Origin of the sequence: Vibrio atlanticus (genome assembly GCF_024347315.1) — a bacterium.
GTDB classification, from domain to species: domain Bacteria; phylum Pseudomonadota; class Gammaproteobacteria; order Enterobacterales; family Vibrionaceae; genus Vibrio; species Vibrio atlanticus.
On record NZ_AP025460.1, the window covers coordinates 1,043,715 to 1,067,663 of the forward strand.

Genomic DNA, 23,949 nt, shown 5'->3' on the forward strand with positions numbered 1-23,949 from the left:
ATTCATGAGCTATCTTGCGTTAGCGCGAAAATGGCGACCAACCAAATTCAAAGAAGTGGTTGGTCAAGCCCATGTTTTAACAGCATTAGAGAATGCCCTTAGCCAAAATAGGTTGCATCACGCTTACCTATTCAGCGGTACACGAGGTGTCGGTAAAACGACCATCGGCCGTTTGTTTGCGAAGGGACTCAACTGTGAAACAGGCATTACTTCAACCCCTTGTGGTGAGTGTGCAACCTGTAAAGAGATCGATGAAGGTCGTTTTGTTGACCTGCTCGAGATCGATGCTGCCTCACGTACAAAGGTAGAAGATACCCGCGAGCTTCTGGACAATGTTCAGTACAAGCCTGCACGTGGTCGCTTCAAGGTTTACCTAATCGATGAAGTACACATGCTGTCTAGGCACAGTTTTAACGCGCTTCTAAAGACCTTAGAAGAGCCGCCTGAGTATGTGAAGTTCTTGCTTGCAACGACCGATCCACAGAAGCTTCCAGTGACTATCTTGTCGCGTTGTTTGCAGTTCCATCTTAAGCCGATCAGTGTCGATAATATCCACGAGCAGCTCGAGCATATTCTTGAACAAGAAAATGTGACATCTGAACCTCGTGCGCTTGGGATGATTGCTCATGCTGCTGATGGCAGTATGCGTGATGCGCTAAGCCTGAGTGACCAAGCTATCGCATTAGGTAACGGTAATGTCGTAACAGACACTGTTGCTCATATGCTTGGAACGCTGGATACAGACCAAGCGATTCACCTACTTGAAGCGATTAGCAGTAAACAGCCTCAGCAAGCGATGGCTTGTATTCAAGCTCTTGCTGAAAATGGCGTTGAGTGGGATGGATTGCTGAGTCAACTTGCGACTCAATTACACCGTTTGGCGATGTATCAAGCTCTGCCGTCTACTTTAGACAAGGCCCAGCCTGATGCTGAAAGGCTGGAACTGCTGAGCAAAACGTTAAGCCCTCAAGACATCCAACTCTACTACCAGATAGTGCTAAAAGGTCGTCAAGACTTACCATTATCGCCAACCGCTCGTGTTGGTATTGAGATGGTGGTTCTGCGTATGTTGGCATTTAGGCCTGCTGAGCAAACTGTTGCTACGGCAATCTCGACTCAGTCGACAAGCCCAGCGCCAGCTCCTGCAGCTCAGAATCCGGTTCAGAACCAGGTTCAGGGTGTTGCTCAGTCAATGAGTCAACCTGTGCCAGAGCCGAGACAGCAAGTTCAGGCTCCTGTGGGTTCACAGCCTCAAGTACAGCAACAAGCTCCTGTTCAGCAGCCTGTGCAACAGCAACAACAGAACCCGGCACAATATTCAGATTCGCAAGGTTACGCTGATCATTCAGGCAACCAAGGTTATCCAGAACAGGATTACCCGCACAGCCAGTATGATGTACCACCTGCTTATGATGAGCGTCCAAGTTACGGTGCAGATCAGCCTCAGCAGCAACAAACGAATTATCAGAGCCAGAGTCCGGTTCAACAGCCAAGCGCTGCGCCTTCTACTCCTCCTGTTTCGCAAGAGCAACCCGCGCGTGCAACTTCACCGGTGAGTGGTTTACGCCACCAATTGCGCTCTCAACGCAGAGGCAGCGCGGCAACAGATAACAAAGGCTCAACGCCAAAAAAGGCTAAAGCGACACCAGCTAAAACTTCAGTTCTTGACCGAGTTGCTCAGCAACACGGTGGTTCTGAGCGGGTGTCGCCAGCTTCTTTATCAGCCTCTTCTACTGAAAAGGTAACCAATGATAATGAACCTTATCGCTGGAAACCGTCTAAACCTGTAGTGAAAGAGGTGAGCAAAGAGCTTACACCTACTCAGATCAAGCGTGCGTTAGAGCATATTAAGACACCAGAAATGGTCGATAAATTGCTTCAAGAGTCGATTGCTCAAGATGAATGGTCTGCCACGATTCAAAAGCTAGAGACAGCCAAGCTTGTTGAACAGTTAGCATTGAACTCAGTGTTTGCTAAAAACGACACATCAATCACTTTAACGTTAAGAGCGAGCCAAGCTCACTTGAATACGGATCGCGCACAGAGCGAACTATTACAGTCGCTCAATACCGTGTTGGGAGAAGAGTGTCATTTGAGTGTTGAAATCGGCGATGGTGGAGAAACGCCACTAGAACTACGAGAAAGATTGTATCAAGGTAAGTTGAAAGACGCGTTTACCGCTTTGGAAAACGATGCCAACGTACAGTTTATTGAAAGACGTTTTGCTGCAGAACTCGACAGAGACAGCGTTCGTCCTATCTAGAACTTTTTCACGTTTAGTGACCGGCGTATCATCCCAGATAAGCAAATCTGAGAACTGAACACCGAGGGGTTGAATCACACTGTTTTAACCCCCATTTAAGCACGTATAGCTTAATTAATTTTAATAAACCAATTAGACCAGAGAGTATTAACATGTTTGGTAAAGGCGGTATGGGCAACATGATGAAGCAAGCCCAGCAAATGCAAGAGCGCATGCAAAAGCTTCAAGAAGAAATCGCAAATATGGAAGTTACAGGTGAGTCAGGTGCTGGCCTTGTAAAAGTAACGATCACTGGTAGCCACAGCGTTCGCCGTGTTGATATCGATGAAAGCCTAATGGAAGACGATAAAGAGATGCTTGAAGATCTTATCGCTGCTGCTTTCAACGATGCGGCTCGTCGCGTTGAAGAAACTCAAAAAGAGAAAATGGCTGGCGTAACTGGCGGAATGCAACTTCCACCAGGTATGAAGATGCCTTTCTAAGTAACTCATTCTTAAAGGTTAATTCTCGTAGTAGCTTGTGTTGAACTGGCCATTACTTGAAAATCAGAACGGTTATATATGCGTACCAGTCATATGCTGGAGCATTTGATGGAGGCCTTACGTTGTCTACCTGGGGTTGGCCCCAAGTCGGCGCAGCGTATGGCCTTTCATTTGTTACAGCGCGATAGAAAAGGCGGCCTACAGTTGGCTGAAGCTCTTAGCCAAGCAATGACAGAAATTGGTCATTGTAATGAGTGCCGTACTTTTACCGAAGAAGAGACCTGCCACATTTGTACCAATCCTAAACGTCAGGATAACGGTCAAATTTGTGTAGTAGAGAGCCCTGCAGACATTGCAGCCATTGAAGCAACGGGTCAATATTCCGGTCGTTACTTTGTGCTTATGGGACATCTTTCACCACTTGATGGTATTGGTCCAAGTGACATCGGTCTTGATGTCTTGGATTACCGCTTACGTCGTGGTGATATCACTGAAGTTATTTTAGCGACTAACCCGACAGTAGAAGGGGAGGCGACAGCACATTACATTGCTGAGCTATGTAATGCCCATGAAGTGAACGCTAGCCGTATCGCCCATGGTGTTCCTGTTGGTGGTGAGCTCGAGCTGGTGGATGGCACCACGCTTTCACACTCGTTACTCGGTCGTCATAAAATCTAAAAAAGCCGCTTGGTGAACCATCACCAAGCGGCTTTTTCTTTTATGGTTCTTAAAGGTTTCTATTCCAAAACACTTCTCTGAGCTTAATCTGAACCTCTCACCGCTTTGTATATCATTGCGCCAATCACGGCACCAATAATCGGTGCAATCCAGAATAGCCATAACTGAGAAACAGCCCAATCACCGACAAACACAGCTACGCCAGTACTTCGAGCGGGGTTCACTGAGGTGTTGGTTACAGGAATGCTGATAAGGTGAATTAGGGTTAAACAGAGACCAATTGCGATAGGTGCAAATCCAGCAGGTGCTTTCGAATCTGTCGCGCCCATAATCACGAACAGGAACACCATGGTCATGACGACCTCACACACGAGTGCTGCGGTAAGTGAATAGCCGCCTGGAGAGTGTTCACCGTAACCATTGGAAGCAAAGCCAGAGGCTGCTGCATCAAAGCCAGCTTGGCCTGAAGCAATCACAAATAACACGCCACCTGCGATAATACCGCCAATCACTTGGGCAATAATATAAGGTGCGACATCTTTGGCATCAAAGCGTCCGCCACTCCAAAGGCCGATAGTGACCGCTGGGTTGAGGTGGCAACCGGATATGTGACCAATAGCGAAAGCCATGGTGAGCACGGTTAAACCAAAGGCAAGAGATACTCCGAGCAATCCAATCCCCACATCAGGGAAAGCAGCGGCTAAGACGGCACTACCACACCCCCCCAACACCAACCAAAACGTACCAAACATTTCTGCGATATACCTATTCATAACGATCCTTATTAATCTGTACCAGTATCAACAAGATAGTTTAGATTTCGCAACTTTGTGAAATCTTGGGCATATAGGAGGAAGAAAAGGTCAGATAATCTTTTAGGTAATGGCTTCTAATTCGATCAGGTTATCAAGGGCTTCTTGATCTGTTTTGCCACAGATGACAGGGCAGGCTTTGAATTGGTGACATACCTTCGGGCGTGAAGGTTGACCAAATAATTTGCATAGATCTTGCTCATTTAATTGAATGCAGCGTACGCCAGCAGGCTTGCCATTAGGCATTCCAGGAATAGCAGATGTAATACTTGGAGCGATACAACAAGCTCCACAACCTAGGCGACATTCCATCAAATTAAACTCACTAAATAACAGGGTGCGCGATAGTAGCAAAAAATGATGAGAGTGACAGCTGTTGATTGAATCAAAGAATGAACAATTATTATCCTTGAACTTTTTATGGGCTAGCGGTATAACACGCACCCCAGTAAAAGAGTAAGAAGTAATCCTATGACGATTCCATTTTGGCAAGAAAAGACACTAGAGCAAATGACCGAGAACGAGTGGGAATCACTGTGTGACGGTTGTGGTAAGTGTTGCCTACACAAACTAATGGATGAAGATAGCGATGAAGTTTACTACACCAACGTGGCGTGCAGCTGGTTAAACGACAAAACATGTTCGTGTAAAGACTACCCGAACCGCTTTACTTCAGGTGAAGAGTGTTTGAAGCTAACTCGTGACAAGATTCATGAATTCCATTGGCTACCAGATACTTGTGCTTACCGTCTTCTATCAGAATCTAAGCCGATTCCAGAGTGGCACCCATTGATCACGGGCTCTAAATCAGAGATGCATGCTGCTGGTGAAAGCGTTCGTAACAAAGTGGTATACGAAATCGATGTTGTCGATTGGGAAGACCACATCTTGAATCACCCAAATCGCTAGTTATTCTAAAAACAGCCGCTCTTGAGCGGCTGTTTTGCTATTTGGCGTCGCCTAAATTTACTTAATTACTTAACTTAAAGGCTTAAAACAAAAAACGCCCCGTAGGGCGCTAAGTAAAACGAGTAAAAAAGATTCAGGCTAGTTTACTTGTTGTTTAATGTACTCACCCAGTTCTGAGTGGTGCATGATTTTTGAAACGGGCAGTATTTTCTCTGTTGGGCCCCAAGCAAACACGTTCACTGGTGTGTGAGTATGTGTACCTGTACCCCAAACGATGTTTTGACTTGTTGCCTGTTCACGAGCAAGCAAGTTACCGCGGTCGTTATAAGGGAAGAATGCATCGAAATCGTTGATAGCAGGCACTTCTTCTGCCGATAAGTATTTGTGTTGAGCCAATCGGTATGGGTTCGGCTTACTCGCTAATACGTTTTTCGCTTGTTCAGCTGTAATAGGGAACTCACTATTCTTGTTGACGATCTCAGCCAGTTTTTCAGGTGTTTGCTGCGCTTTATCCAGCTTCTGAAATTCGCTGATCATGCCGTAGTAGCTTTGCTTTTGATTATATAAACCATCAAGAATATCGAATGCGCCAAAGTTGAAGTTAGGTGCATAGTCGCGGTCGGCGAAGGCTTCACCAGAACGTTTTTGTGGTTTTGGTAGGTCGTTAGAAGAGTAGCTGAATCCAAAAGATCCTGTTTCGTGGTCTGCGGTCACAATCACGATCGTGTCTTCACGATCTTTTGCCCATTCATACACAGTTTGGATCGCTTCATCAAACTTGAGCAGTTCATGCAGCATAGTGCCGGCATCGTTACTGTGGCCTGCCCAATCTATTTGGCCACCTTCGACCATTAGGAAAAAGCCGTCTTCATCTTTGGATAGGATGTTGAGCGCTTTTTGTGTCATCTCTTTCAGGCTTGGCTGAGTTCGTTCGTCACTTTTTTCCTTGTTGCTGTAAGCGATGCCGTCATCCATGCCTGAGTAGGCGAACAGGCCAAGTAGCTTATCGCTTTTAGCATCTTCTAACATGCTGCGGTTAAATGCCAGTTGGTAGCCGTCTTTCTCTGCCTCTGCAAGAAGGTTACGGTCGTCTTTACGTTTTGATTTTAGGTAAACATCACCTTGAGTCAGTTTTTCAAGTTGCTTATAGGTTTCACCTTTGTCGTTGGTCGATTTAGGGATCCAATGACGTAGCCCTCCCGAAAGCATTACATCAACACCAGTTTCTAGCATGTCGTTAGCAATTTGGTTTTCTAGCGAACGGTGAGGTTGGTGAGCAGCAAATGCAGCAGGCGTGGCGTGAGTTAAGCGTGTATCGGACACGAGTCCCGTTGCTTTACCTGCCTTTTTAGCTTTCTCAAGAACCGTCTCAACATGATTGCCCTGAGAATCAATGCCAATCACTTCTGAACCACTGTAGATACCGGTTGCAAGCATGGTGGCTGAACAAGCAGAATCGACCACAATTGCATCTTCTGGGTGAGTCAGGGATGAACCAATAACCCCTTCTTGAGCAAGTTGATAAAGGGCGGTTTTGTTCCCTTTATAGATCGAGTTTGGTGCTTGGTTTGCGTAGGTTTCTAACAGGCCAACTTGTTGAGGTCCCATTCCATCGCCAATCATCAGAATGACGTTTTTGATTTCTGCTGAAAGTACGTTGAATGAAAGTGTTGAGGTTGCCACTGCGGCAATGATTGGTTTTATAATGTGCTTCATTGGTTATCCCTTTTTATATAAGCGGGATGATTAGAACATCGATTTGTGTCAAAGTCGTTTCATATTTATTTCATCAATGTGAAATTGAGCAATAACTCCAATTTTTTGAAAAGCATAAAAAAAGGCTCACATTTCTGTGAGCCTTTGTCGTATTTAGGAGGGTCCAAATCAATGGACTGCGTCATGGCTAATGTCAAGCAAGCGGTAAGTCTGCAACCACCTGGTTGAACGTGATACGAGCATTCTGAGCTTGCTCAGATAACTCGATTTTTTTCGCTTGTGCGGCACTAAGATTACTCTCGGCCTGCTCAAGTGCTTGTTGTAGGTTCTCTGGTAACTCGTGAGTTTCCATTTGTGAACCTTGTTCTAACACATAAGCGCGAATTTCTTTTTTCACTGCGGCAAGTTCTGTGTAGGCAACTCGCTCAAGTTCTGCGGCCTCTTGTGCAGCATCTTTTTCTTTCTCAAATTGAGCCAGCGCCATACCTTCTGCAGACCAAGGGTCCATATCTGGTAGTTCTTCGATGTTGATCGTTGGCTCGATGTACGCGTCTTGATGGCGTAGGTCGAGGCTCGTTGCACGAACCGCTGAAATCATCAGCATCACAGAGATCACCAGTAGCGGTAAGCCACCAACTATTGCTGCCGTTTGTAGCGTACTTAGGCCACCCAAGAACATCAGAATCGTTGGCAAGAACGACAGAGTGAATGCCCAGAACATACGGTTCCAACGCATTGGCTCTTCGGTTACGTTGTTTTGCACAACAGACGCTAGGATGTATGAGATTGAGTCAAATGTAGTTGCAGTGAAAATGATACACAGCAGCGTAAATACCGCGATAACCAGCGTACTCATTGGCAGTTGCGCAAGCATCGAGAAGATAGCTTTGGTAGCGCCTTCTGCATTCAAAATCGCTACTACATCCAGTTCACCAGAAAGTTGCAGTGATAGGCCATAGTTACCTAAGATCATGAAGAACAAGAAACAACCTAGAGAGCCAAAGAAAATTGAACCTGACACCATTTGTTTGATGGTTCTTCCGCGAGAGATACGCGCAACAAACAGGCCCATACTTGGTGCAAATACTAGCCACCATGCCCAGTAGAAAATGGTCCAGTCTTGTGGGAAGTGCGTGTTCTCAAAGGTACCGTAACCACCAAATGGTTCAGCCCACGTTGCCATCACGAAGAAGTTAGACAATAGGCGACCAATCGAGTCTAGGCCTGTTTCAAGCATAAAGATCGTCGGGCCAGCAATCAGAACGAAAGTCAGTAGACCCATTGCACCCCAGAAATTGATGTTACTCAGGATCTTGATGCCTTTTTCCAAGCCAGCATAAGAAGAGTAAGCAAAAATTGCCGTACAAACTAAAAGTACCATTGCTTGCGTAAGGTTATTTTTAGGTAGGCCGAATAGGTGGTTCAGGCCTTCAGTGATGAGAGGTGCTGCTAAACCTAGTGTTGTCGCAGCGCCACCCAGTAGACCGAAAATGAATAGGATATCGACGATCTTTCCAGGTACGCCTTTACTGCGGTGTTCACCAAGAACAGGCATTAACGCACTAGAGATCTTTAGAACAGGCTGTTTACGCACATAAAAGAAGTAAGCGATAGGAATCGCTGGGATCAGGTAGATAGACCAAGCGATTGGTCCCCAGTGAAACAAACCATAAGTTGCCGCCCAACGAACCGCTTCTTCACTTCCGGGTTCTAGTTGGAAAGGCGGTGATTGGTAGTAGTAAGCCCACTCAATACAGCCCCAGTACAAGATACTTGCGCCGATACCACCACAGAAAAGCATTGCTGCCCATGATGCAGTTTTGAACTCAGGTTCTTCATCAGCTTCACCCAGTTTAATTTGTCCCATATCACTGAACACAACGTAAACCATGAAGGCACAAGCAGCTAGGCCTAGAGCAAGATATAGAAATCCAAGTTGATCCGTCATGAATGTTTTCGCAACCGCAATCCAGTCTGCGCCCTGTGCAGGGAACAAAATGAGCGGGAAAACTATCGTGAGTAGGAGTGCAATCGCACCAAAGAAAGTAGGCTTATCAATAAGCTCAAAAGTGTTTTTCACGAGTATTATTCCATTAAAATGAGAGCGGAATTATGGAATGAACTCGTTTTTTAGACCAAATCGGGTCTGTTGTCGTGACGACAAATCGCTTTAATGCAGAGAGGAAAGTGCAGTAACAGAGGGGAAAGTTAGATTAAGGCAAGTAGAATGCCACCAACGGTTGCCGCTGCGGATAAGTATTGCCCAGCTGAATAAGAACCATCGTCCTCTTCTTCAATCTTATCTGGGTGATCCATACCTAAAGCGCCATGAGCGAACGATTCAACTTTATCGGTAACGGTTGCATTTTCCGCTTCGAATTTTTTGGATTCTTTATCGATTTGTTTAAGAGCAGATAATAGCGCTTTTCCTTCATCGGAAAGCTTAACGGTATTTTGTTCCACCTTGAGTGGAGCAGGCTTTTCAGCCTCGATGCTTTTATTCTGTGCGTTCATTTTCGCAGGTGAATACAGCTGAGTATTATTCGTTCCTACTGGTGTCATATCGCTCTCCTTACCTATCCTTAAATATAGTATCGGCAGAGGTGTGAAAAACTTGTGCATTTAATCACCGTGGTGATGTTTTTTTATTCGCACATTGTTTTTTCGTCTGCTTAGTCAAACCGTCTAGTTATTAAGCAAATCTTGTGCCGATAAGGAATTTGAATGTTATATAGAGTTAGAGTGGATGATAGGATCCAATGAAGCTCTGTCGATGGGCTAGTTATCTAGAATTAGCCCATCGTTTCGTTCTCTTATAAGAATGGATAAGAATGGTTTAGTCGCACTCTAGGCTAGCGCCGCGCTTAGATAGGTGTTTGTATGCCTTCATTCTGTTCTCTTTTTTAACAAAGCGAGCGGGTGGAGAAAGCACTTTTAGCTGGTAGTCACTGCTATCTGAAGATATTTCCTTTACTGGGCTGATAATCGCAATTTTCAGATCGGGATTACGACGTAGAATCGATGCAGCTGTGCCTAAACCATCTTCTGTGTGGAACTTGCCAGCAACATGAATCACTTGCTGATCTGGGTTTGATGTTAGGTAACCGACAATCGACTCCGCCATGGTTTCATCCCATGTTACTTGAGCGGCAAACTGTTTTTCTGTTTGCTCTGGCGTACCGTGATGCATCGAAGCCATGAATTTTTCTTTGTAAGGGCTATCGCCGGTATCCACTTCTGAAGCAATCCATTGACGTTGTTCCGTCGTTAGCTGATCTAGGTAGGCTAATCCCTTACGGCCAATGCATTGTACGAAGGGTTTTGGTGCGTTTGCCGCGATGATATCGACGTCATTGGTTTTAGCGAACTCAACTAAAGCGCGATAATCACTTTCGTAGTTTGGCCAAGCAGCCGCTTGAGACATAAGAATTTGTTCGCCAATTTCATCATTGAGATATTGGTTTAATGTGTCCTGATGTTCTCGAGTGAATTGTTCCATTGAAAGCGCGATGTTTGATGTGGCGTTGCGACGTGCTTTTAAGAAATCGGTTTGGAAGCGATGGATTGCCGAGTGAGTGTGCCATTCGCCAATAAGAACCACATCAGCGTCAATCAGCTGTTTAGGTAATGCATCGAGAGACAGCGTTTCGCCTTGTGGAGAAGCAAACTGGTAATCATAGAATGTGGAAACGGTTTCCGTTTGCGTGTTAGCCACTTTTTGAGAAGTGTTGTTTGAAGGTTGATTAGTACAAGCCGTGAGCAGGGTTGCTAATCCGATAAGAATAATACGTTGCATGAAATGCCTCCTTGAAGAACACGCATACTAAAGGAGGCAAGATGATATTTCAATGCAAACGATAATCAATATCAATTAAATCTGTTTGCGGTACACTCGCAGCATAAAGTCCGCTTCACAGTTGAATTGCTCAGCATCAATGAGTTGTTGTTTAAACTCTTCACTCGCTTTCCAAGCAAACGGCGTCATCTGTAGCAGGTCGAATGCGTCTGACCCCGATAGTTCCATCATATAGTTTAGTTGCTCTTGGTGATCAAGAGTAAAACCTTCAATCATTTCTGGATCTTCGTCGTGCAAGCGAACACCATCATAAATTGCATCACGCAGCTGATACAGGTGTCGGCTAGCAGGTGTCACGGTGATTACCACGCCATTGTCTTTGATGGTGCGCTGCAGCTCTTCAGCCTTGCAAGGCGCATAAATGCGTAGAATGCCGTCTAAGCTGTTTTCCGCAAAGGGCAGGCGATGGCTCGAAGCGACTGAGAAGTCGACAGCAGGGTAGCGTTTAGCTGCGTATTTGATAGCAATCTTAGAAATGTCTAGGCCAAAAGTCGCACCATTCTTTTCTTGAAGGTTTACCGCAATTTCATTGGTGTAATAACCTTCACCACAACCGATATCTAATAGGCTAGGGGCGGTTGCTGGCAGATAGCTCGCGCATAAACCAACAACGGCTTGACGCATTGGATCGTAGTGGTTGCCTTCAAGGAAGCGGCGGCGAGCCTGCATCATCTCTTTGTTGTCACCTGGATCTTTTGAGCGTTTGTGGTGTGCTGGCATCAAATTAACATAGCCTTCTTTCGCTAGGTCGAACTGATGGTTCTTTTCACACTTAAACGTACGATCGTTTTGAGATAAAGGTTGGTGACACAAAGGGCATTGGTAAGTCATTGCGAACTCGAGGTAGAAATTTCAAGTCCAAAATTTTAACAGGAAGCATTGTGGGGCGCTAGAATAAACGCAGCTGTCTTGGTTTACGGCAATTAGTGAAGATACAGAGGCTGTCAGTGAAGAGATAGAGCCAACGTATGGTTGGCTCTATTGGTTATGAGCAAGTCACTGATAGAAACAGTGAACTCGGCTTTTAGCTAAAGAAGTTAACTTGGTTCTTTAACGACTCAGCTTGTTTTTGAAGTTCATCAGCACTGTGAGAGGTCTTAGCGCTGGTTTCACGGCTTTGCTGGTTCAAATCGCTGATCGCATGCGCGTTCGCTGCTATTTCTTGAGAAACCTGAGCTTGCTCTTCTGATGTCGCAGCAATGGTTTCAGCTTGAGAAGCAATAGATTCAACTTGAGAGGCAATCGACTCTAAGGCTGTGCCTGCTTCTTGCGCTTTATCAAGTACTTGGTTGGCATTCGATTGGCTTTGTGTCATCAGGTTCACGGCATTGTTAGTTGAAGATTTCAACTTCTCGATGATGCTCACTACGTCTTGTACTGACGTTTGTGTACGATGAGCCAATGTTCTTACTTCGTCAGCGACCACGGCAAAACCACGACCCTGATCACCCGCTCGCGCTGCTTCTATTGCAGCGTTCAACGCAAGTAAGTTGGTTTGTTCTGCGATGTCATCAATCATTTTGGTGACGGTTTGAATGCTTTCGCTATCAGAACTCACTTGCTCGATGGCCGATGCTGATTTGTCTAATTGATCATTTAGCTGGGCAACATCAATACACACACCTTCAACGACTTCTAAACCTTTCTGACTGTCTTCATTGGCAAGGCGAACATTTTCAGCAATGCTATTCACTTGCTGCGCTACAGATTCTGCCGAGGTAGCCATCTCTTCAATTGCGGTAACGACTTGCTCAACCTGTGCTTGTTGGCGGTCAGATTGGCTCAGATTGTGGCTAGCATCCTGTGACACACTGCTAGAGCTGTTTTGTACTTGATCACTGGTCGTACGAATTTCTCCAACGAGTGTATTCAATTGAGCAGCCATATTCGCAACGCCGGTATTTAGGTTGCTGATTTCATTCTTAGTCTGTTTGCCGTTGTTTGGAATATGTAAGCTGACTTCGCCTTTTCCTAAGCGCATCATGTATTCGTTTAAAGTCGTTAACGGCGTCAAGGTACGGTTCAATACGAGCGTTAACACGACGATGGTAGCGGCGGCAATCAAGGTCGCGATTATCGCGATAAGTTTCAGCAGTTCGTCACTGCCTTTAGTGACTTCATTAATAAATGTGCCGCCAAGTAGTTTCCAATTCCACCCCGGGACTTTGGTATAGACGAGGTATTTTTCGCCCACTGTTCCTTGATACTCAAAAGGGTAGAGAATCAAGCCGGATGGCTGCTCAAAGAGCTGATAGAAAGGTTTGTTACCGTCGTAGTCGGCAACATCCACAATAGATTTATCACCTCCAGCATTAGTAGGGTGCAGTAAGTACTGGCCTTGATGCTCTTCTTCATTGTCAACGATGATGGTATAGCCAGTATCGCCCCATGAGACAGAACGCAATGACTCGAACAGGTTTTGTGTCGCCTCTTCTACGGGTAGACCAATGAAAGAGACACCGTTAACTTTGCCTTGCGCATTCGTTAAAGGTGCGTAGTAGGTAATGTAGCGTTGGCCGAAGAGCTTCACTTGCGCGTAATAAGCTTCGCCATTTTTGAGTTTGTTATAGCCAGGATGATCCTTGCCTAACGTTGTGGCAACCACACGTTCCCCTGACGGTTTTTTAAGAGAAGTAGACACGCGAATAAAGTCATCGCCAAATGGGGCAAATAGGGTTGCTACAGCGCCGGTGTCGCGAGTAAAGCTATCAACGAGTTTAGTGTCGTTGATTAGGCTCTCACCATATTGAGTCAGGTTAGGAATGGAATGACCGTTGAACTCAACGTCGTAATTCTCAACATAAACACCTGCTAGATAACCGTTACGAAAGGTGGATTCTAAAACTTTGGCGGTATGCAGGTAGGCATCGAATTGGCCAGATATGGTTTTGGCCATCGCTTCTACTTTGGATTGGTGTTCCCTTAACGTGTTGTCTAATAATACTTGTGAGGCATTGCGATACACGAGCGTTGCGATAGAGCCAAAGGCGATAAGTAAGCACAGCAAAATGACCAACTTAAGTTGGAAGCCAACACTTTGATTTTTGTATTTCTCGAACATGAATTCACTATCCTGTCTTCATTGAGGTGTTGTTAAGTGGTTTTAGATAAGTTTGTTATTGAGCCTCCTATCATAAGAACTTATTTATAGGCAGTAATTGATAAGAATTAATGAATTGATAGTTATATTTATAAATTATGGTGTATGAGATATGAAATGTAATTTGGAATGTATTTGAATCTGAGTAGGTAAACTTTGTCTGCGTTAAATTACAAACTGGTCATGGGAATAGAGATGGAGATAGAGAGGGTTAGGGGCAATAAAAATGCAGCTCATGGGCTGCATTTTCGTATCTAATTGGCGTAGCTTTAAGCTTATTTCGAAGCAATCACCGTAATCAGCTGGTGGCTTTCACCAGGCTGTAACGTTTTGCCTGCTTCTAAGCTTGGTGCGTGCAGTGTTGACTCTACACACATCATGGTTAGATAACCATCGTCTTGCATGTCGCCCATACCTGCAGCCCCTTCCGCCCACGGGTTCCAAAGTACTGCGGAGTTATGACCGTGGTTTTCAACTGTTAGCGTGCGATCCAGCTTTTTGTCAGCAACAAAGATTTGCGCTTCTGGTTGCGTGTAAACGCGGTCAATCGTGTCAGTCAGTACCAGTTCAGCACCACCTTGGCAGATCTTGCCACCTTGTAGGCTATCAATGTACTCAGCACCCATACCCGTTGTGGTTGTGTTGTGAATATCGCCAACGTTTAGGTAAGTGTGCAGTGCACCAGAGAAAGTCCATGGCTGAGAATCAGTGTTCTTCACGTCCAGCGTTACTTTTAGCTGCTCGCCGATCTCAACATTCAAACGTGCATCAAACTGATTAGGCCATACTGCTAGCGTCTCTTCGCTTGGCTTCAGACCTAAGCTAACAATCACGCCAGCTTCGCTTTCACGGTGCTCAACCAATTGCCATTCGCTTGAACGTGCAAAACCATGTGCTGGTGCTGCAATGCGACCAAACCAAGGCCAACATACTGGAATACCACCACGCAGAGCCGTTTTGCCATCGAATTTAGCTTGTTGGCTCATCCAAATTAGGTCTTCTTGACCTTGCGGTTGGAATGACACGACATGACCGCCAAACAACGAAATCGCTGCGTTTGCTTTATCGTGGATAACACGAACCAGTTTTACACCTTCGTGCTCAACGATAGTGACGTTGTCAGAAAGTACCGACAGTGCAGGTAGAGTAGATAAATCCATTACATAATCCTTCTAAGGAAATTGAATTCAAATGCTGACTAGAGTGATGCTTGATTTTTCATGAGTAACAAGCAGAATCAGTATTAGAATTGAATTTTACGTTTGGGCTATCTTGATGAGCTTAGACAGGCGCGGTTTAAAAGATAGCAGGTATTAAAAAGGCGACACTAAGGTCGCCTTTTTCAAAGTCTGCTCAAAGCAGTCTTCGTTAATGCTTATCTAAAGCTATTTCTAAAAAGAAATTACTTAGAGATGTGAGCGATTAGGTCTAGAACTTTGTTTGAGTAACCGATTTCGTTGTCGTACCAAGATACAACTTTAACGAATTTGTCAGTTAGAGCAACACCAGCTTTAGCATCGAATACTGAAGTTTGAACTTCACCGATGAAATCTTGTGATACTACTTGGTCTTCAGTGTAACCAAGAACGCCAGCCATTTCGCCTTCAGAAGCTTCTTTCATTGCAGCACAAATTGCTTCGTAAGATGCAGCTTCTTTTAGGTTAACAGTTAGGTCAACTACAGATACGTTAGCAGTTGGTACACGGAAAGCCATACCAGTTAGAAGGCCGTTTAGTTCTGGAAGAACAACGCCTACAGCTTTAGCTGCACCAGTTGAAGATGGGATGATGTTTTGAGAAGCACCACGGCCACCGCGCCAGTCTTTAGCAGAAGGGCCATCTACAGTTTTTTGAGTTGCTGTAGTAGCGTGAACTGTAGTCATAAGACCAGACTCAATGCCCCACTTATCGTTAAGTACTTTAGCGATAGGTGCAAGACAGTTAGTAGTACAAGAAGCGTTAGAAACGATGTCTTGACCAGCGTAAGATGCTTGGTTAACGCCCATTACGAACATTGGAGTTGCATCTTTAGAAGGACCAGTAAGAACTACTTTCTTAGCGCCAGCAGTGATGTGCTTACGTGCAGTCTCGTCAGTTAGGAAAAGACCAGTTGCTTCAGCAACTACGTCTACTTCGATAGCATCCCACTTAAGGTCTTCTGGGTTACGCTCAGCTGTAACACGTACAGTTTTACCGTTAACGATTAGGTTACCGCCTTCAACTTCAACAGTACCGTTGAAACGGCCGTGAGTTGAGTCGTACTTAAGCATGTATGCCATGTACTCTACGTCGATTAGATCGTTAATACCTACTACTTCGATGTCTGCACGCTCTTGAGCTGCGCGGAATACGAAACGGCCGATACGGCCAAAACCGTTAATACCTACTTTGATAGTCATTGTAGTTGCTCCACAACTTAATTTCTGATTAAAGATAACTGGTAGTAAAATTACAGAATCCAGTATACATCTGCAATAGATAATCCGACTTAACTTGTTTAATGTCAAAAAAAAGCGACGCTTTTCTTAACAATTGGGTGTAAGTGGTTGAAAATTGACCATTGCGAGTGGCTCTGTACCCTTCCAGTTGGGTAAAATACCTCTAAATGATGATTCACTTATGAGTGTATATGTACAATGTTTCCTGGTGAGAAAGTATGTGCTACAAAACGACTCATATGCAAGCCTTTATAGAAAAAAGTAAATATAATAACTGATAATGTGGAGAGATATTAACGTGATTCAAAAGGGAGGAGATATGATAAAGCCTGATGAATACTGGCGTGAACGCCTAACGGACGATGAATTTTCTGTGTGTCGTCAACGTGGTACCGAAGCCCCATATAGCGGTAAGTTACTGCACAACCATAAGACGGGTGTCTACAGCTGCACATGCTGTGAAAGCCCTTTGTTTCTGTCGGATAACAAATATGATTCAGGGTGCGGTTGGCCAAGCTTTGATGCCCCTGTGAATGATGAAGCAGTACGCTATATAGAAGATCTAAGTCACGGAATGAAGCGTGTAGAGATCCGTTGTACTGTTTGTGATAGCCATTTAGGTCACGTTTTTCCTGATGGTCCGAAGACAACCGGTGAACGGTTCTGTGTTAATTCTGTGTCGTTAATTTTCAACAAAAATGACGAAACTACCAAATAACTTGTCACAATTGTCTAATCCTTACAGGCGTATTTGTTGGTTGAGTGGTACTGAACTGCCCAATAGCTCAGTATTTCAGAGTTATTTCTAGCACAAATAAAAACAGCTACCATGATGGTAGCTGTTTTTTTTGAAAGCTCGTGAATAGAACGTTTGGACTAGAAAACGAGAACAGTGCGATCAGTAACGAGGGACGATTGAAGAGCTGTAAACCTCATCTTCAATAGCTTCTACTATATTGTCCGCGTCTTGATTCAGTTGTTCGTATGTTGACTCATCGAAACGGTACAACACGGTAAGTTCTGCTTCCGAAGCAATAGGTACATCAAACTCTTTCGCTACCATGGCCCACACGTACGCCTTTTCCATATGCCCAAGGCTGTGGTTGATACTCGCCATCGATTTGAAGATCTCGGTGTTGACCTTCGAACCATTAGAAAGCGTTAACGCATTGTTGAGTAGCTTAAGCGTTTTTTCATGGTCACGGGTAGTATAAAAAGTGGCTAGCGCATATTGCATCTCTGCTGTGTTTAATGCTTCTGTCCCTTCTAATTGCAGGAAACTGCGTCTTGCGTTGGTATCCCCAGTTTGTGACCACATAAAATAAAGCGTTTCCGGGGTATTTGATCGCGAGAGTTCATCAACAATACGCTCAGACTCTTCGATACTATTCATTAAGGAGATGAAGCGACGTTCTTGAAGTTTGGATTGATCAATCGTTTCAATTTGTGCTGCAAGTTCTAAACACTTTTTGTAGGCAGAGACTAATTCGAACTCTTTAATCTTATTGGTATCGCTGGGTTTTTCTTTTGCTTCAAATCGATGCCAGACGAGGTCGGTACGTGCGACACGGCACTGTCCGTCATTCATATTTAACTTTTCACACTGAAGCCACGGGTTGCTTTCGCACAATTGAGCGGTATTTTTGTTCCCGTCAAAACACCCAACCAGAGTGAAAGGCAATAGGCTTAGTACCAACCATTTCATAATTTTCATATTCCTTCACTTGTGATCAAATACACTTATTTTCAGTCAGGTTCTTGACTCAATTCTGATACGGGTTATTTTCTGGTGAAAATTGTTAAAACTAAGGCCTTACCATGGATGCAGAACAACTTCTTAGCGCAATGACCCCCGAGGTCTACGAACGTTTAAACTATGCAGTTGAAACGGGGAAATGGCCAGAAGGAACGGCGCTCTCTAAAGAACAGCGCGACTCGTGTATGCAGGCGGTTATGTTGTATCAATCGAAACATAACTCTGAAGCTCAACATATGACAATTGCAGCCGGCGGAGAAATTAGCTTTAAATCAAAGTCTGAACTAAAGAAGCAGTTTAAGTCCGACCAAGAAGATATTGTTAGAGTTAATCCTAATCATTAGGCTTAAATTACAACAAAGGGGTGGCACTGTGCCACCCCTTTTTTACTGTTAAGCTGTTTATTTATAAACAATAATACGATTTAGTTCAGGTTTACGTGAGGGGGCTTGATTAAAGGTAAGCCCTTGGCTAAACGAATCGCAGGATAGGCTTATAAGCTCATCTCACCGCGTAACACTTGTTGCATTTGAGCCTTCACTTCTTCGTAGCTTAAATCTTGGCTCAATAGATAATGTAATTTCGCCAGTGCTGCTTCTGGTGTCATATCGTAACCACTGATAACGCCCGATTCTGCTAGTGCACAACCCGTCGCGTAACCACCCATGTTGACTTTACCTGCCAAACACTGAGTTAGGTTCACCACAATCACACCTCGTTCTGAGGCATCTTTTAAGTGTTGAAGTAGTTCTTGATTTTGCGGTGCGTTACCAACACCAAAAGTAAGCAGAATCATTGCATTTACAGGCTGTAGTAGCGTGTTGCGAATCACCTCATGCGAGATTCCTGGGTACATTGTAATTACACCGATGGGTTGCGGAGTAATGTTATGAACCTTGAAAGCACCTTCAGGTTGTTCGTTTACCTTAACGTTATTGCTGATCTGGATATTGATACCCGCTTCTAGCAATGGAGTTAGGTTTGGAGAGGTAAACGCATTGAAGCCATCAGCGTGTGATTTTGTACTGCGGTTACCGCGCATCAACTTGTTGTTGAAGAACAGTGTCACTTCGTTGATCGGGTAGTTCGCTGCAATGTGCAGAGCATTTAACAGGTTTGCTTGTCCGTCTGAACGTAATTCTGCTAATGGGATCTGAGAGCCCGTAACAATCACAGGTTTGCCGAGGTTTTCTAACATGAATGACAGAGCTGAGGCGGTGTAAGCCATAGTGTCTGTACCGTGCAGGATAACGAAACCATCGTACTTATCGTAGTTCGCGCGAATATCATCAGCGATAGTCTGCCAATCAAGTGGCGTCATATCTGAAGAGTCCATTAATGGAGAGTATTCATGAATGGTGTACTCAGGCATTTCTGGGCGATGGAATTCAGGCATGCCAGCTAGCTGCTTATCCATAAAACCTGCGACTGGGACATAGCCGTGGTCCAAAGACTTCTGCATGCCAATTGTGCCGCCGGTATACGCGATATAGATGTGTTTTCTTTCCATGGCGATTAATACTTAGTGTGATATAGGGAACAGGGGGGCGATTATAGCGAATTATCATGCAATAAAAAGAGGCGCCTCACACAGAGGCGCCTCTTGATAACAAAGCGTTGAGCTTATCTTATTGAACTTGGCAGTTTAAGCAAAAAGCATATCGGCCTTGTGGGTCGTTAAAGTTACCTAACAGTTGGCTATCTTGAGCTAACTGTTGAGTAACAGGCTGTAAACTGCTTGGAATCATTGACTGAATATCAAGGCCTATCGACATCTGAACTTTGTTCATAAATTCTTGAATAAATAGTTCAGTGGCTGAAAGAGGCTCTTCTACCCAGTAGATATTGTAGGTTTCAAGCTCTGCAAGTGAAGCCGCAGCTGTAATCGCATCATCAAAATCACCAATTTCATCGACTAGACCTTTCTCGATTGCATCTTGGCCTGTCCATACTCGGCCTTGAGCAATCTTGTCTACAGCATCGACTTCCATGCCACGGTTTTCTCCAACTAGGCTGATGAATCGGCGGTAACCGTTTTCAATGCCCATTTGGAAAGCGTCTTTCGCACCTTCGCTTAGTCCAGTTGTAATACCAAGACCAGAGAAAGGCGACGTACCAACGCCATCGGTGTAAACGCCGATATCGTTCAAGCCTTTCTCAAAGGTCGTGATAACACTGAAGATACCGATCGAGCCTGTTAGTGTGGTTGGTTGAGCCAAAATCTTGTCTGCGCCCATCGAGATCCAATAACCACCAGAAGCAGCCAGGCTAGACATAGAAACCACAACAGGTTTACCAGCTTGCTTGATCGCTTCTATTTCATTGCGGATAACTTCTGAAGCAAATGCGCTACCACCTGGGCTGTCTACACGAAGTACAACCGCTTTTACTTTGTCGTCGTTGCGCGCTTGGCGAAGTAGGGCGGCCGTGGTATCACCACCAACGGTGCCACGTGGCTGCTTGCCATCCATAATTGCGCCGCTAGCGACAATTACAGCGACATCGTGCGATTCACTTGTTAGGTCAGGAAGCATGGTTGTACGGTACTCGTAGTACCCCAACGCGTTATAGCTGTCTTGACCGTCACTGCCGAAGACGTCTGCGAGCTCTAGACGAACTTGTTGGCGAGTTGCCAGTTCGTCAACTAAACCAAGCTTCTCTGCCAGTTTTGCGATATCGCCATCAACCGACTCAAGGTCTTTTAAGAAAGAGTCCATGCTTGGGTTCAAGGTTTTAGCATCGATCTGGCGGTTGTTGCTTACGTCATCAACGTATGCTCCCCACAGTTGACCTAACCAACGAGAAGCTGACTCTTTCGCTGCGTCTGACATATCGTCGCGAATGAAAGGTTCGATTGCAGACTTATAAGTACCGACGCGGAATACATGTGTATTTACGTCAAGCTTCTCTAATAACGTTTTGTAGAATAGCGAGTAAGCACTGTAGCCTTTAAGAAGAACCCCACCATCTGGTGATAGGAAGACTTTAGTTGCGTAGCTGGCTAGGTAGTATTGGCTTTGGTTGTAAAAGTCACCCACCGCATAAATTGGTTTGCCAGTTGCTTTGAACTCGTTGAGCGCTTTAGCAATGTAGCGAAGCTTGGTCAGATTGGTTTCTGGCAGTTCTTTGAGTGCTAAAACGATACCAGTTACCTTGTCATCGTCTTTGGCGTAGCGAATCGTTTCAACAATATCAAACAGGACATTTTCTTTTGGAAGGTCTTTGCCAAGCAGTGAACCCGTGACCGAATCCATCGGATTGATATAGCGACTTTGCTCCACGATAGGGCCAGACAGGTTAAGTACTAAAGCCGATTCCTGTGGAACAGTGGGTTGAGTTGTGTCTGAGTGGAAGTATACAAAGTAGATGATGGCGATACTGAGTAAAAAGAAAAGGTTAACCAGCGCAAGACGCACAAACGTGATGAGCTTCCAAATCCCTTTAAAGATCATGCCTATAAATTTGAATATTTTTTTCATTCTGTCTCCGCAGTGAGATCACGTCGCTTTAACAAGCTGTAGTACCATTAATCTCAATAATATGAACTGCTTGATATCCTACGATAATTCCCTAGCTCAAACTACACCAAGAATTGCTAATCGATATATATTCTCATTAAGTGTAGTCATATTAGGGGTTTCTGAACGATTAATACGTCCTGCATTATGATCGGTGTTACAAAAATGTAAACGGTTGTTTGAACTTTTGGTGATTGAGTTATATTGTGGTCTGACCACAAGGATATAATAATAGAAGTGATGTCTGCCATGTACCCACATTTACTCGAACCACTCGATCTTGGATTTACTCAGTTACGTAACCGTGTATTGATGGGATCAATGCACACGGGTTTAGAAGAAAATAAAGAAGGCCTCCACAAGCTTGCCGCGTTTTATGAAGAGCGAGCAAAAGGAGGCGTTGGCCTTATTGTTACCGGTGGTTTCTCTCCTAATTTACGTGGCAGATTGACCCCATTTAGTGCTGAGTTCAGTAAAGTTAAGCACGCTAAAGCTCACCAAGTTGTTACCGAGGCCGTGCATAAGCATGGAGGTAAAATTGCCCTTCAGTTGCTACATGCTGGCCGCTATGCCATGCACCCATTCGCGCAAAGTGCTTCGGGCATCAAAGCGCCAATCGCTAAGTTTGCACCGAGTGAGATGAGCCCTCGTCAAATTAAAAAGACCATCGGTGCTTTTGCCAACAGTGCAGAGCTAGCTCAGGTTGCTGGCTATGACGGCATAGAGATCATGGGCTCCGAAGGTTACTTGATTAACCAATTTATCTGTAAACGTACCAACATGCGTTATGACGAATGGGGCGGTTCTTATGAGAAGCGTATGCGTTTCCCGCTAGAGATCGTTAAATCGATTCGCGAAGCGGTGGGTAAAGATTTCATCATTATTTTCCGTTTATCGATGCTGGATTTGGTTGAGCAAGGCAGCACATTCGAAGATGTTGTACTTCTGGCTCAGAAGCTAGAAGAAGCGGGCGTGACCATTATTAATACCGGTATTGGTTGGCATGAAGCTCGTGTCCCAACTATTGCGACACAAGTTCCAAGAGGGGCATTCTCTTGGGTGACGGAAAAAGTAAAACCATACGTGTCGATCCCAGTGGTGACGTGTAACCGAATCAACACGCCAGAAGAGGCCGAACGTATCCTCAGTTCAGGACAGGCCGACATGGTATCAATGGCTCGTCCATTCTTGGCTGACCCTGACTTTGTTAATAAAGCCGCTCAAGACCAAGCGCAGTTCATTAACACCTGTATCGGTTGTAACCAAGCGTGTCTTGATAACGTATTCAAAGGCAAACGAGCGAGCTGCTTGGTGAACCCTCGCGCTTGTTACGAAACTGAAATTGTTGTGCAACCCGCTCAAGCAACCAAAACCATTGCCGTCGTCGGTGCTGGGCCAGCAGGTTTAGCTTGTGCAACAACGTTGGCACAGCGTGGGCATAAGGTTGATCTGATAGAGAAAAATGACCGCATCGGTGGACAATTTAGATTGGCAATGCAGATTCCGGGTAAAGAAGAGTTCAGAGAAACGATTCGTTACTTTGCTAACCAAATAGATGCATCAGGCGTGAACTTAAAACTGGATACTGAAGCGACGTTTGAGATGTTGTTGAAGTACGATGAAGTCGTGATGGCTGCTGGTGTTGAACCCAGAAAGCTTGATATTGAAGGGATAGATCAAGAAAACGTAGTCGACTACCAAACCTTGATTCGTGAAAAGACACCAGTAGGCGAAAAAGTCGCGATTGTTGGTGCCGGTGGTATCGGTATTGATGTGGCAACTATGCTGACAGAGCCGACTTCTCACAGCTTGGATGACTGGCTGCATGAGTGGGGCATTGATAAAAATATGGAACACCCTGGTGGACTTTATCCTTACCCTGATTCGTTCAGTGACAAAACGGTTTGGGTGATGCAGCGTAAAGCGGGTCGTGTCGGTAAAGGCCCGGGTAAGACTACAGGTTGGATTCATAAACGCACATTAGAAAAACGTGGTGTGAACTTACTTGGTGGCGTGAGCTACAACAAGATTGACGACCAAGGTCTACATATCAGCGTTGGTAAGAAAGATCAGGTACTCGATGCCGATTCCGTTATCGTGTGTGCGGGTCAGGTTTCAGTTCGTCCATTCGAAGACATGTGGCAAGAGTTTGGTGGCAAACTACACGTGATAGGCGGTGCCGATTACGCAGGTGAACTGGATGCCGTGCGTGCGATTCGACAAGGTGTTGAGCTGGCGATTAAGCTCTAACAACAAACAGAATGTTCTCGTTTGATAAGTTTGAATCAGAAAGTTCAATAAGCTGAACTAGACGGGTAACTAAGCTTGGACTAGACAGATAAATAAGGCTCCTAAGTCATAGATTTAGGAGCCTTTATTGTTTCAAGTGTTGTTTGAACTATTGTGTCAATTGGACAGCCGT

General features: G+C 44.9%; 20 protein-coding genes. 7 read left to right on the forward strand and 13 right to left on the reverse strand.

The features are described 5' to 3' along the window. Positions 1-4: 4 nt before the first annotated feature. The 3 genes from dnaX (at position 5) to recR (ending at position 3,423) form a co-directional block, all read left to right on the forward strand. Entirely contained in the window at positions 5-2,263 is a 2,259-nt protein-coding gene (dnaX, locus tag OCV30_RS04850; protein WP_065678622.1) for a DNA polymerase III subunit gamma/tau, read from the forward strand. A 152-nt stretch (positions 2,264-2,415) separates the two neighbouring features. Next, positions 2,416-2,745, forward strand: coding sequence for a YbaB/EbfC family nucleoid-associated protein (locus OCV30_RS04855; RefSeq protein ID WP_009848672.1), 330 nt, complete (start codon positions 2,416-2,418; stop codon positions 2,743-2,745). 78 nt (positions 2,746-2,823) lie between these two features. After that, a complete protein-coding gene (gene recR / locus OCV30_RS04860) occupies positions 2,824-3,423 on the forward strand; it encodes a recombination mediator RecR (RefSeq protein WP_004734155.1) in 600 nt (199 codons plus the stop codon). An 83-nt stretch (positions 3,424-3,506) separates the two neighbouring features. On the opposite strand, the gene aqpZ is transcribed toward recR, so the two are convergent. Further along, complete coding sequence (gene aqpZ / locus OCV30_RS04865) at positions 3,507-4,196, reverse strand: aquaporin Z (protein ID WP_017099207.1); 690 nt, start codon at positions 4,194-4,196, stop codon at positions 3,507-3,509. Positions 4,197-4,298: 102 nt separating this feature from the next. Continuing rightward, positions 4,299-4,547 carry a YkgJ family cysteine cluster protein gene (locus OCV30_RS04870; RefSeq protein ID WP_017059389.1) on the reverse strand — a complete coding sequence of 83 codons (249 nt, stop codon included), beginning with the start codon at positions 4,545-4,547 and terminating at the stop codon, positions 4,299-4,301. Between the two features lie 159 nt (positions 4,548-4,706). On the opposite strand from OCV30_RS04870, the gene OCV30_RS04875 reads away from it, so the two are divergent. After that, positions 4,707-5,144: a YcgN family cysteine cluster protein gene (locus OCV30_RS04875; RefSeq protein ID WP_065678623.1), complete on the forward strand. Its 438-nt coding sequence runs from the start codon at positions 4,707-4,709 to the stop codon at positions 5,142-5,144. Between the two features lie 138 nt (positions 5,145-5,282). Here OCV30_RS04875 and OCV30_RS04880 read toward each other — a convergent pair whose 3' ends face one another. The 8 genes from OCV30_RS04880 to gap form a co-directional block, all read right to left on the reverse strand. Then, positions 5,283-6,860, reverse strand: coding sequence for an alkaline phosphatase (locus OCV30_RS04880; RefSeq protein WP_065678624.1), 1,578 nt, complete (start codon positions 6,858-6,860; stop codon positions 5,283-5,285). Positions 6,861-7,053: 193 nt separating this feature from the next. Further along, positions 7,054-8,940 (reverse strand): BCCT family transporter, encoded by a 1,887-nt coding sequence (locus OCV30_RS04885; RefSeq protein ID WP_065678625.1) that lies wholly within the window; start codon positions 8,938-8,940, stop codon positions 7,054-7,056. Between the two features lie 128 nt (positions 8,941-9,068). Beyond that, the gene (locus tag OCV30_RS04890) at positions 9,069-9,422 is read right to left on the reverse strand and encodes a hypothetical protein (protein ID WP_065678626.1); all 354 of its coding nucleotides are present in this window, start codon (positions 9,420-9,422) and stop codon (positions 9,069-9,071) included. 274 nt (positions 9,423-9,696) lie between these two features. Continuing rightward, positions 9,697-10,656, reverse strand: a complete 960-nt coding sequence (locus tag OCV30_RS04895) for a ChaN family lipoprotein (protein ID WP_065678627.1) — start codon at positions 10,654-10,656, stop codon at positions 9,697-9,699. 75 nt (positions 10,657-10,731) lie between these two features. Further along, the gene (gene rlmA, locus OCV30_RS04900; protein WP_017099212.1) at positions 10,732-11,547 is read right to left on the reverse strand and encodes a 23S rRNA (guanine(745)-N(1))-methyltransferase; all 816 of its coding nucleotides are present in this window, start codon (positions 11,545-11,547) and stop codon (positions 10,732-10,734) included. Positions 11,548-11,740: 193 nt separating this feature from the next. Next, the gene (locus OCV30_RS04905) at positions 11,741-13,777 is read right to left on the reverse strand and encodes a methyl-accepting chemotaxis protein (RefSeq protein ID WP_065678628.1); all 2,037 of its coding nucleotides are present in this window, start codon (positions 13,775-13,777) and stop codon (positions 11,741-11,743) included. Between the two features lie 314 nt (positions 13,778-14,091). Continuing rightward, on the reverse strand, positions 14,092-14,976 hold the full coding sequence (locus OCV30_RS04910) for a D-hexose-6-phosphate mutarotase (protein WP_065678629.1): 885 nt from the start codon (positions 14,974-14,976) through the stop codon (positions 14,092-14,094). Positions 14,977-15,218: 242 nt separating this feature from the next. Beyond that, positions 15,219-16,214, reverse strand: coding sequence for a type I glyceraldehyde-3-phosphate dehydrogenase (gene gap / locus OCV30_RS04915; protein ID WP_065678630.1), 996 nt, complete (start codon positions 16,212-16,214; stop codon positions 15,219-15,221). Positions 16,215-16,572: 358 nt separating this feature from the next. On the opposite strand from gap, the gene msrB reads away from it, so the two are divergent. Beyond that, the gene (gene msrB / locus OCV30_RS04920) at positions 16,573-16,971 is read left to right on the forward strand and encodes a peptide-methionine (R)-S-oxide reductase MsrB (protein ID WP_065678631.1); all 399 of its coding nucleotides are present in this window, start codon (positions 16,573-16,575) and stop codon (positions 16,969-16,971) included. Between the two features lie 180 nt (positions 16,972-17,151). On the opposite strand, the gene OCV30_RS04925 is transcribed toward msrB, so the two are convergent. Then, positions 17,152-17,958: a DUF2989 domain-containing protein gene (locus OCV30_RS04925; protein ID WP_065678632.1), complete on the reverse strand. Its 807-nt coding sequence runs from the start codon at positions 17,956-17,958 to the stop codon at positions 17,152-17,154. 113 nt (positions 17,959-18,071) lie between these two features. On the opposite strand from OCV30_RS04925, the gene OCV30_RS04930 reads away from it, so the two are divergent. Further along, complete coding sequence (locus OCV30_RS04930; RefSeq protein WP_009848655.1) at positions 18,072-18,353, forward strand: YeaC family protein; 282 nt, start codon at positions 18,072-18,074, stop codon at positions 18,351-18,353. A 149-nt stretch (positions 18,354-18,502) separates the two neighbouring features. On the opposite strand, the gene ansA is transcribed toward OCV30_RS04930, so the two are convergent. Together ansA and sppA are read right to left on the reverse strand one after the other, a co-directional pair. Then, positions 18,503-19,519 carry an asparaginase gene (ansA, locus tag OCV30_RS04935; protein ID WP_012603507.1) on the reverse strand — a complete coding sequence of 339 codons (1,017 nt, stop codon included), beginning with the start codon at positions 19,517-19,519 and terminating at the stop codon, positions 18,503-18,505. A gap of 118 nt (positions 19,520-19,637) precedes the next feature. After that, positions 19,638-21,488 carry a signal peptide peptidase SppA gene (gene sppA / locus OCV30_RS04940; protein ID WP_065678633.1) on the reverse strand — a complete coding sequence of 617 codons (1,851 nt, stop codon included), beginning with the start codon at positions 21,486-21,488 and terminating at the stop codon, positions 19,638-19,640. 279 nt (positions 21,489-21,767) lie between these two features. Here sppA and OCV30_RS04945 point away from each other — a divergent pair, with 279 nt between their 5' ends. Further along, positions 21,768-23,777 (forward strand): NADPH-dependent 2,4-dienoyl-CoA reductase, encoded by a 2,010-nt coding sequence (locus OCV30_RS04945; protein ID WP_029224084.1) that lies wholly within the window; start codon positions 21,768-21,770, stop codon positions 23,775-23,777. Positions 23,778-23,949: the final 172 nt, after the last annotated feature.

Coding starts and splice junctions, on each gene's coding strand:
- OCV30_RS04945 (WP_029224084.1), top strand. CDS start 21,768: ATGTCTGCCATGTACCCACATTTACTCGAACCACTCGATCTTGGATTT.
- OCV30_RS04925 (WP_065678632.1), bottom strand. CDS start 17,958: ATGAAATGGTTGGTACTAAGCCTATTGCCTTTCACTCTGGTTGGGTGT.
- recR (WP_004734155.1), top strand. CDS start 2,824: ATGCGTACCAGTCATATGCTGGAGCATTTGATGGAGGCCTTACGTTGT.
- OCV30_RS04875 (WP_065678623.1), top strand. CDS start 4,707: ATGACGATTCCATTTTGGCAAGAAAAGACACTAGAGCAAATGACCGAG.
- OCV30_RS04930 (WP_009848655.1), top strand. CDS start 18,072: ATGGATGCAGAACAACTTCTTAGCGCAATGACCCCCGAGGTCTACGAA.
- OCV30_RS04910 (WP_065678629.1), bottom strand. CDS start 14,976: ATGGATTTATCTACTCTACCTGCACTGTCGGTACTTTCTGACAACGTC.
- aqpZ (WP_017099207.1), bottom strand. CDS start 4,196: ATGAATAGGTATATCGCAGAAATGTTTGGTACGTTTTGGTTGGTGTTG.
- OCV30_RS04880 (WP_065678624.1), bottom strand. CDS start 6,860: ATGAAGCACATTATAAAACCAATCATTGCCGCAGTGGCAACCTCAACA.
- rlmA (WP_017099212.1), bottom strand. CDS start 11,547: ATGACTTACCAATGCCCTTTGTGTCACCAACCTTTATCTCAAAACGAT.
- OCV30_RS04905 (WP_065678628.1), bottom strand. CDS start 13,777: ATGTTCGAGAAATACAAAAATCAAAGTGTTGGCTTCCAACTTAAGTTG.
- OCV30_RS04870 (WP_017059389.1), bottom strand. CDS start 4,547: ATGGAATGTCGCCTAGGTTGTGGAGCTTGTTGTATCGCTCCAAGTATT.
- ansA (WP_012603507.1), bottom strand. CDS start 19,519: ATGGAAAGAAAACACATCTATATCGCGTATACCGGCGGCACAATTGGC.
- OCV30_RS04855 (WP_009848672.1), top strand. CDS start 2,416: ATGTTTGGTAAAGGCGGTATGGGCAACATGATGAAGCAAGCCCAGCAA.
- sppA (WP_065678633.1), bottom strand. CDS start 21,488: ATGAAAAAAATATTCAAATTTATAGGCATGATCTTTAAAGGGATTTGG.
- OCV30_RS04895 (WP_065678627.1), bottom strand. CDS start 10,656: ATGCAACGTATTATTCTTATCGGATTAGCAACCCTGCTCACGGCTTGT.
- OCV30_RS04890 (WP_065678626.1), bottom strand. CDS start 9,422: ATGACACCAGTAGGAACGAATAATACTCAGCTGTATTCACCTGCGAAA.
- gap (WP_065678630.1), bottom strand. CDS start 16,214: ATGACTATCAAAGTAGGTATTAACGGTTTTGGCCGTATCGGCCGTTTC.
- msrB (WP_065678631.1), top strand. CDS start 16,573: ATGATAAAGCCTGATGAATACTGGCGTGAACGCCTAACGGACGATGAA.
- dnaX (WP_065678622.1), top strand. CDS start 5: ATGAGCTATCTTGCGTTAGCGCGAAAATGGCGACCAACCAAATTCAAA.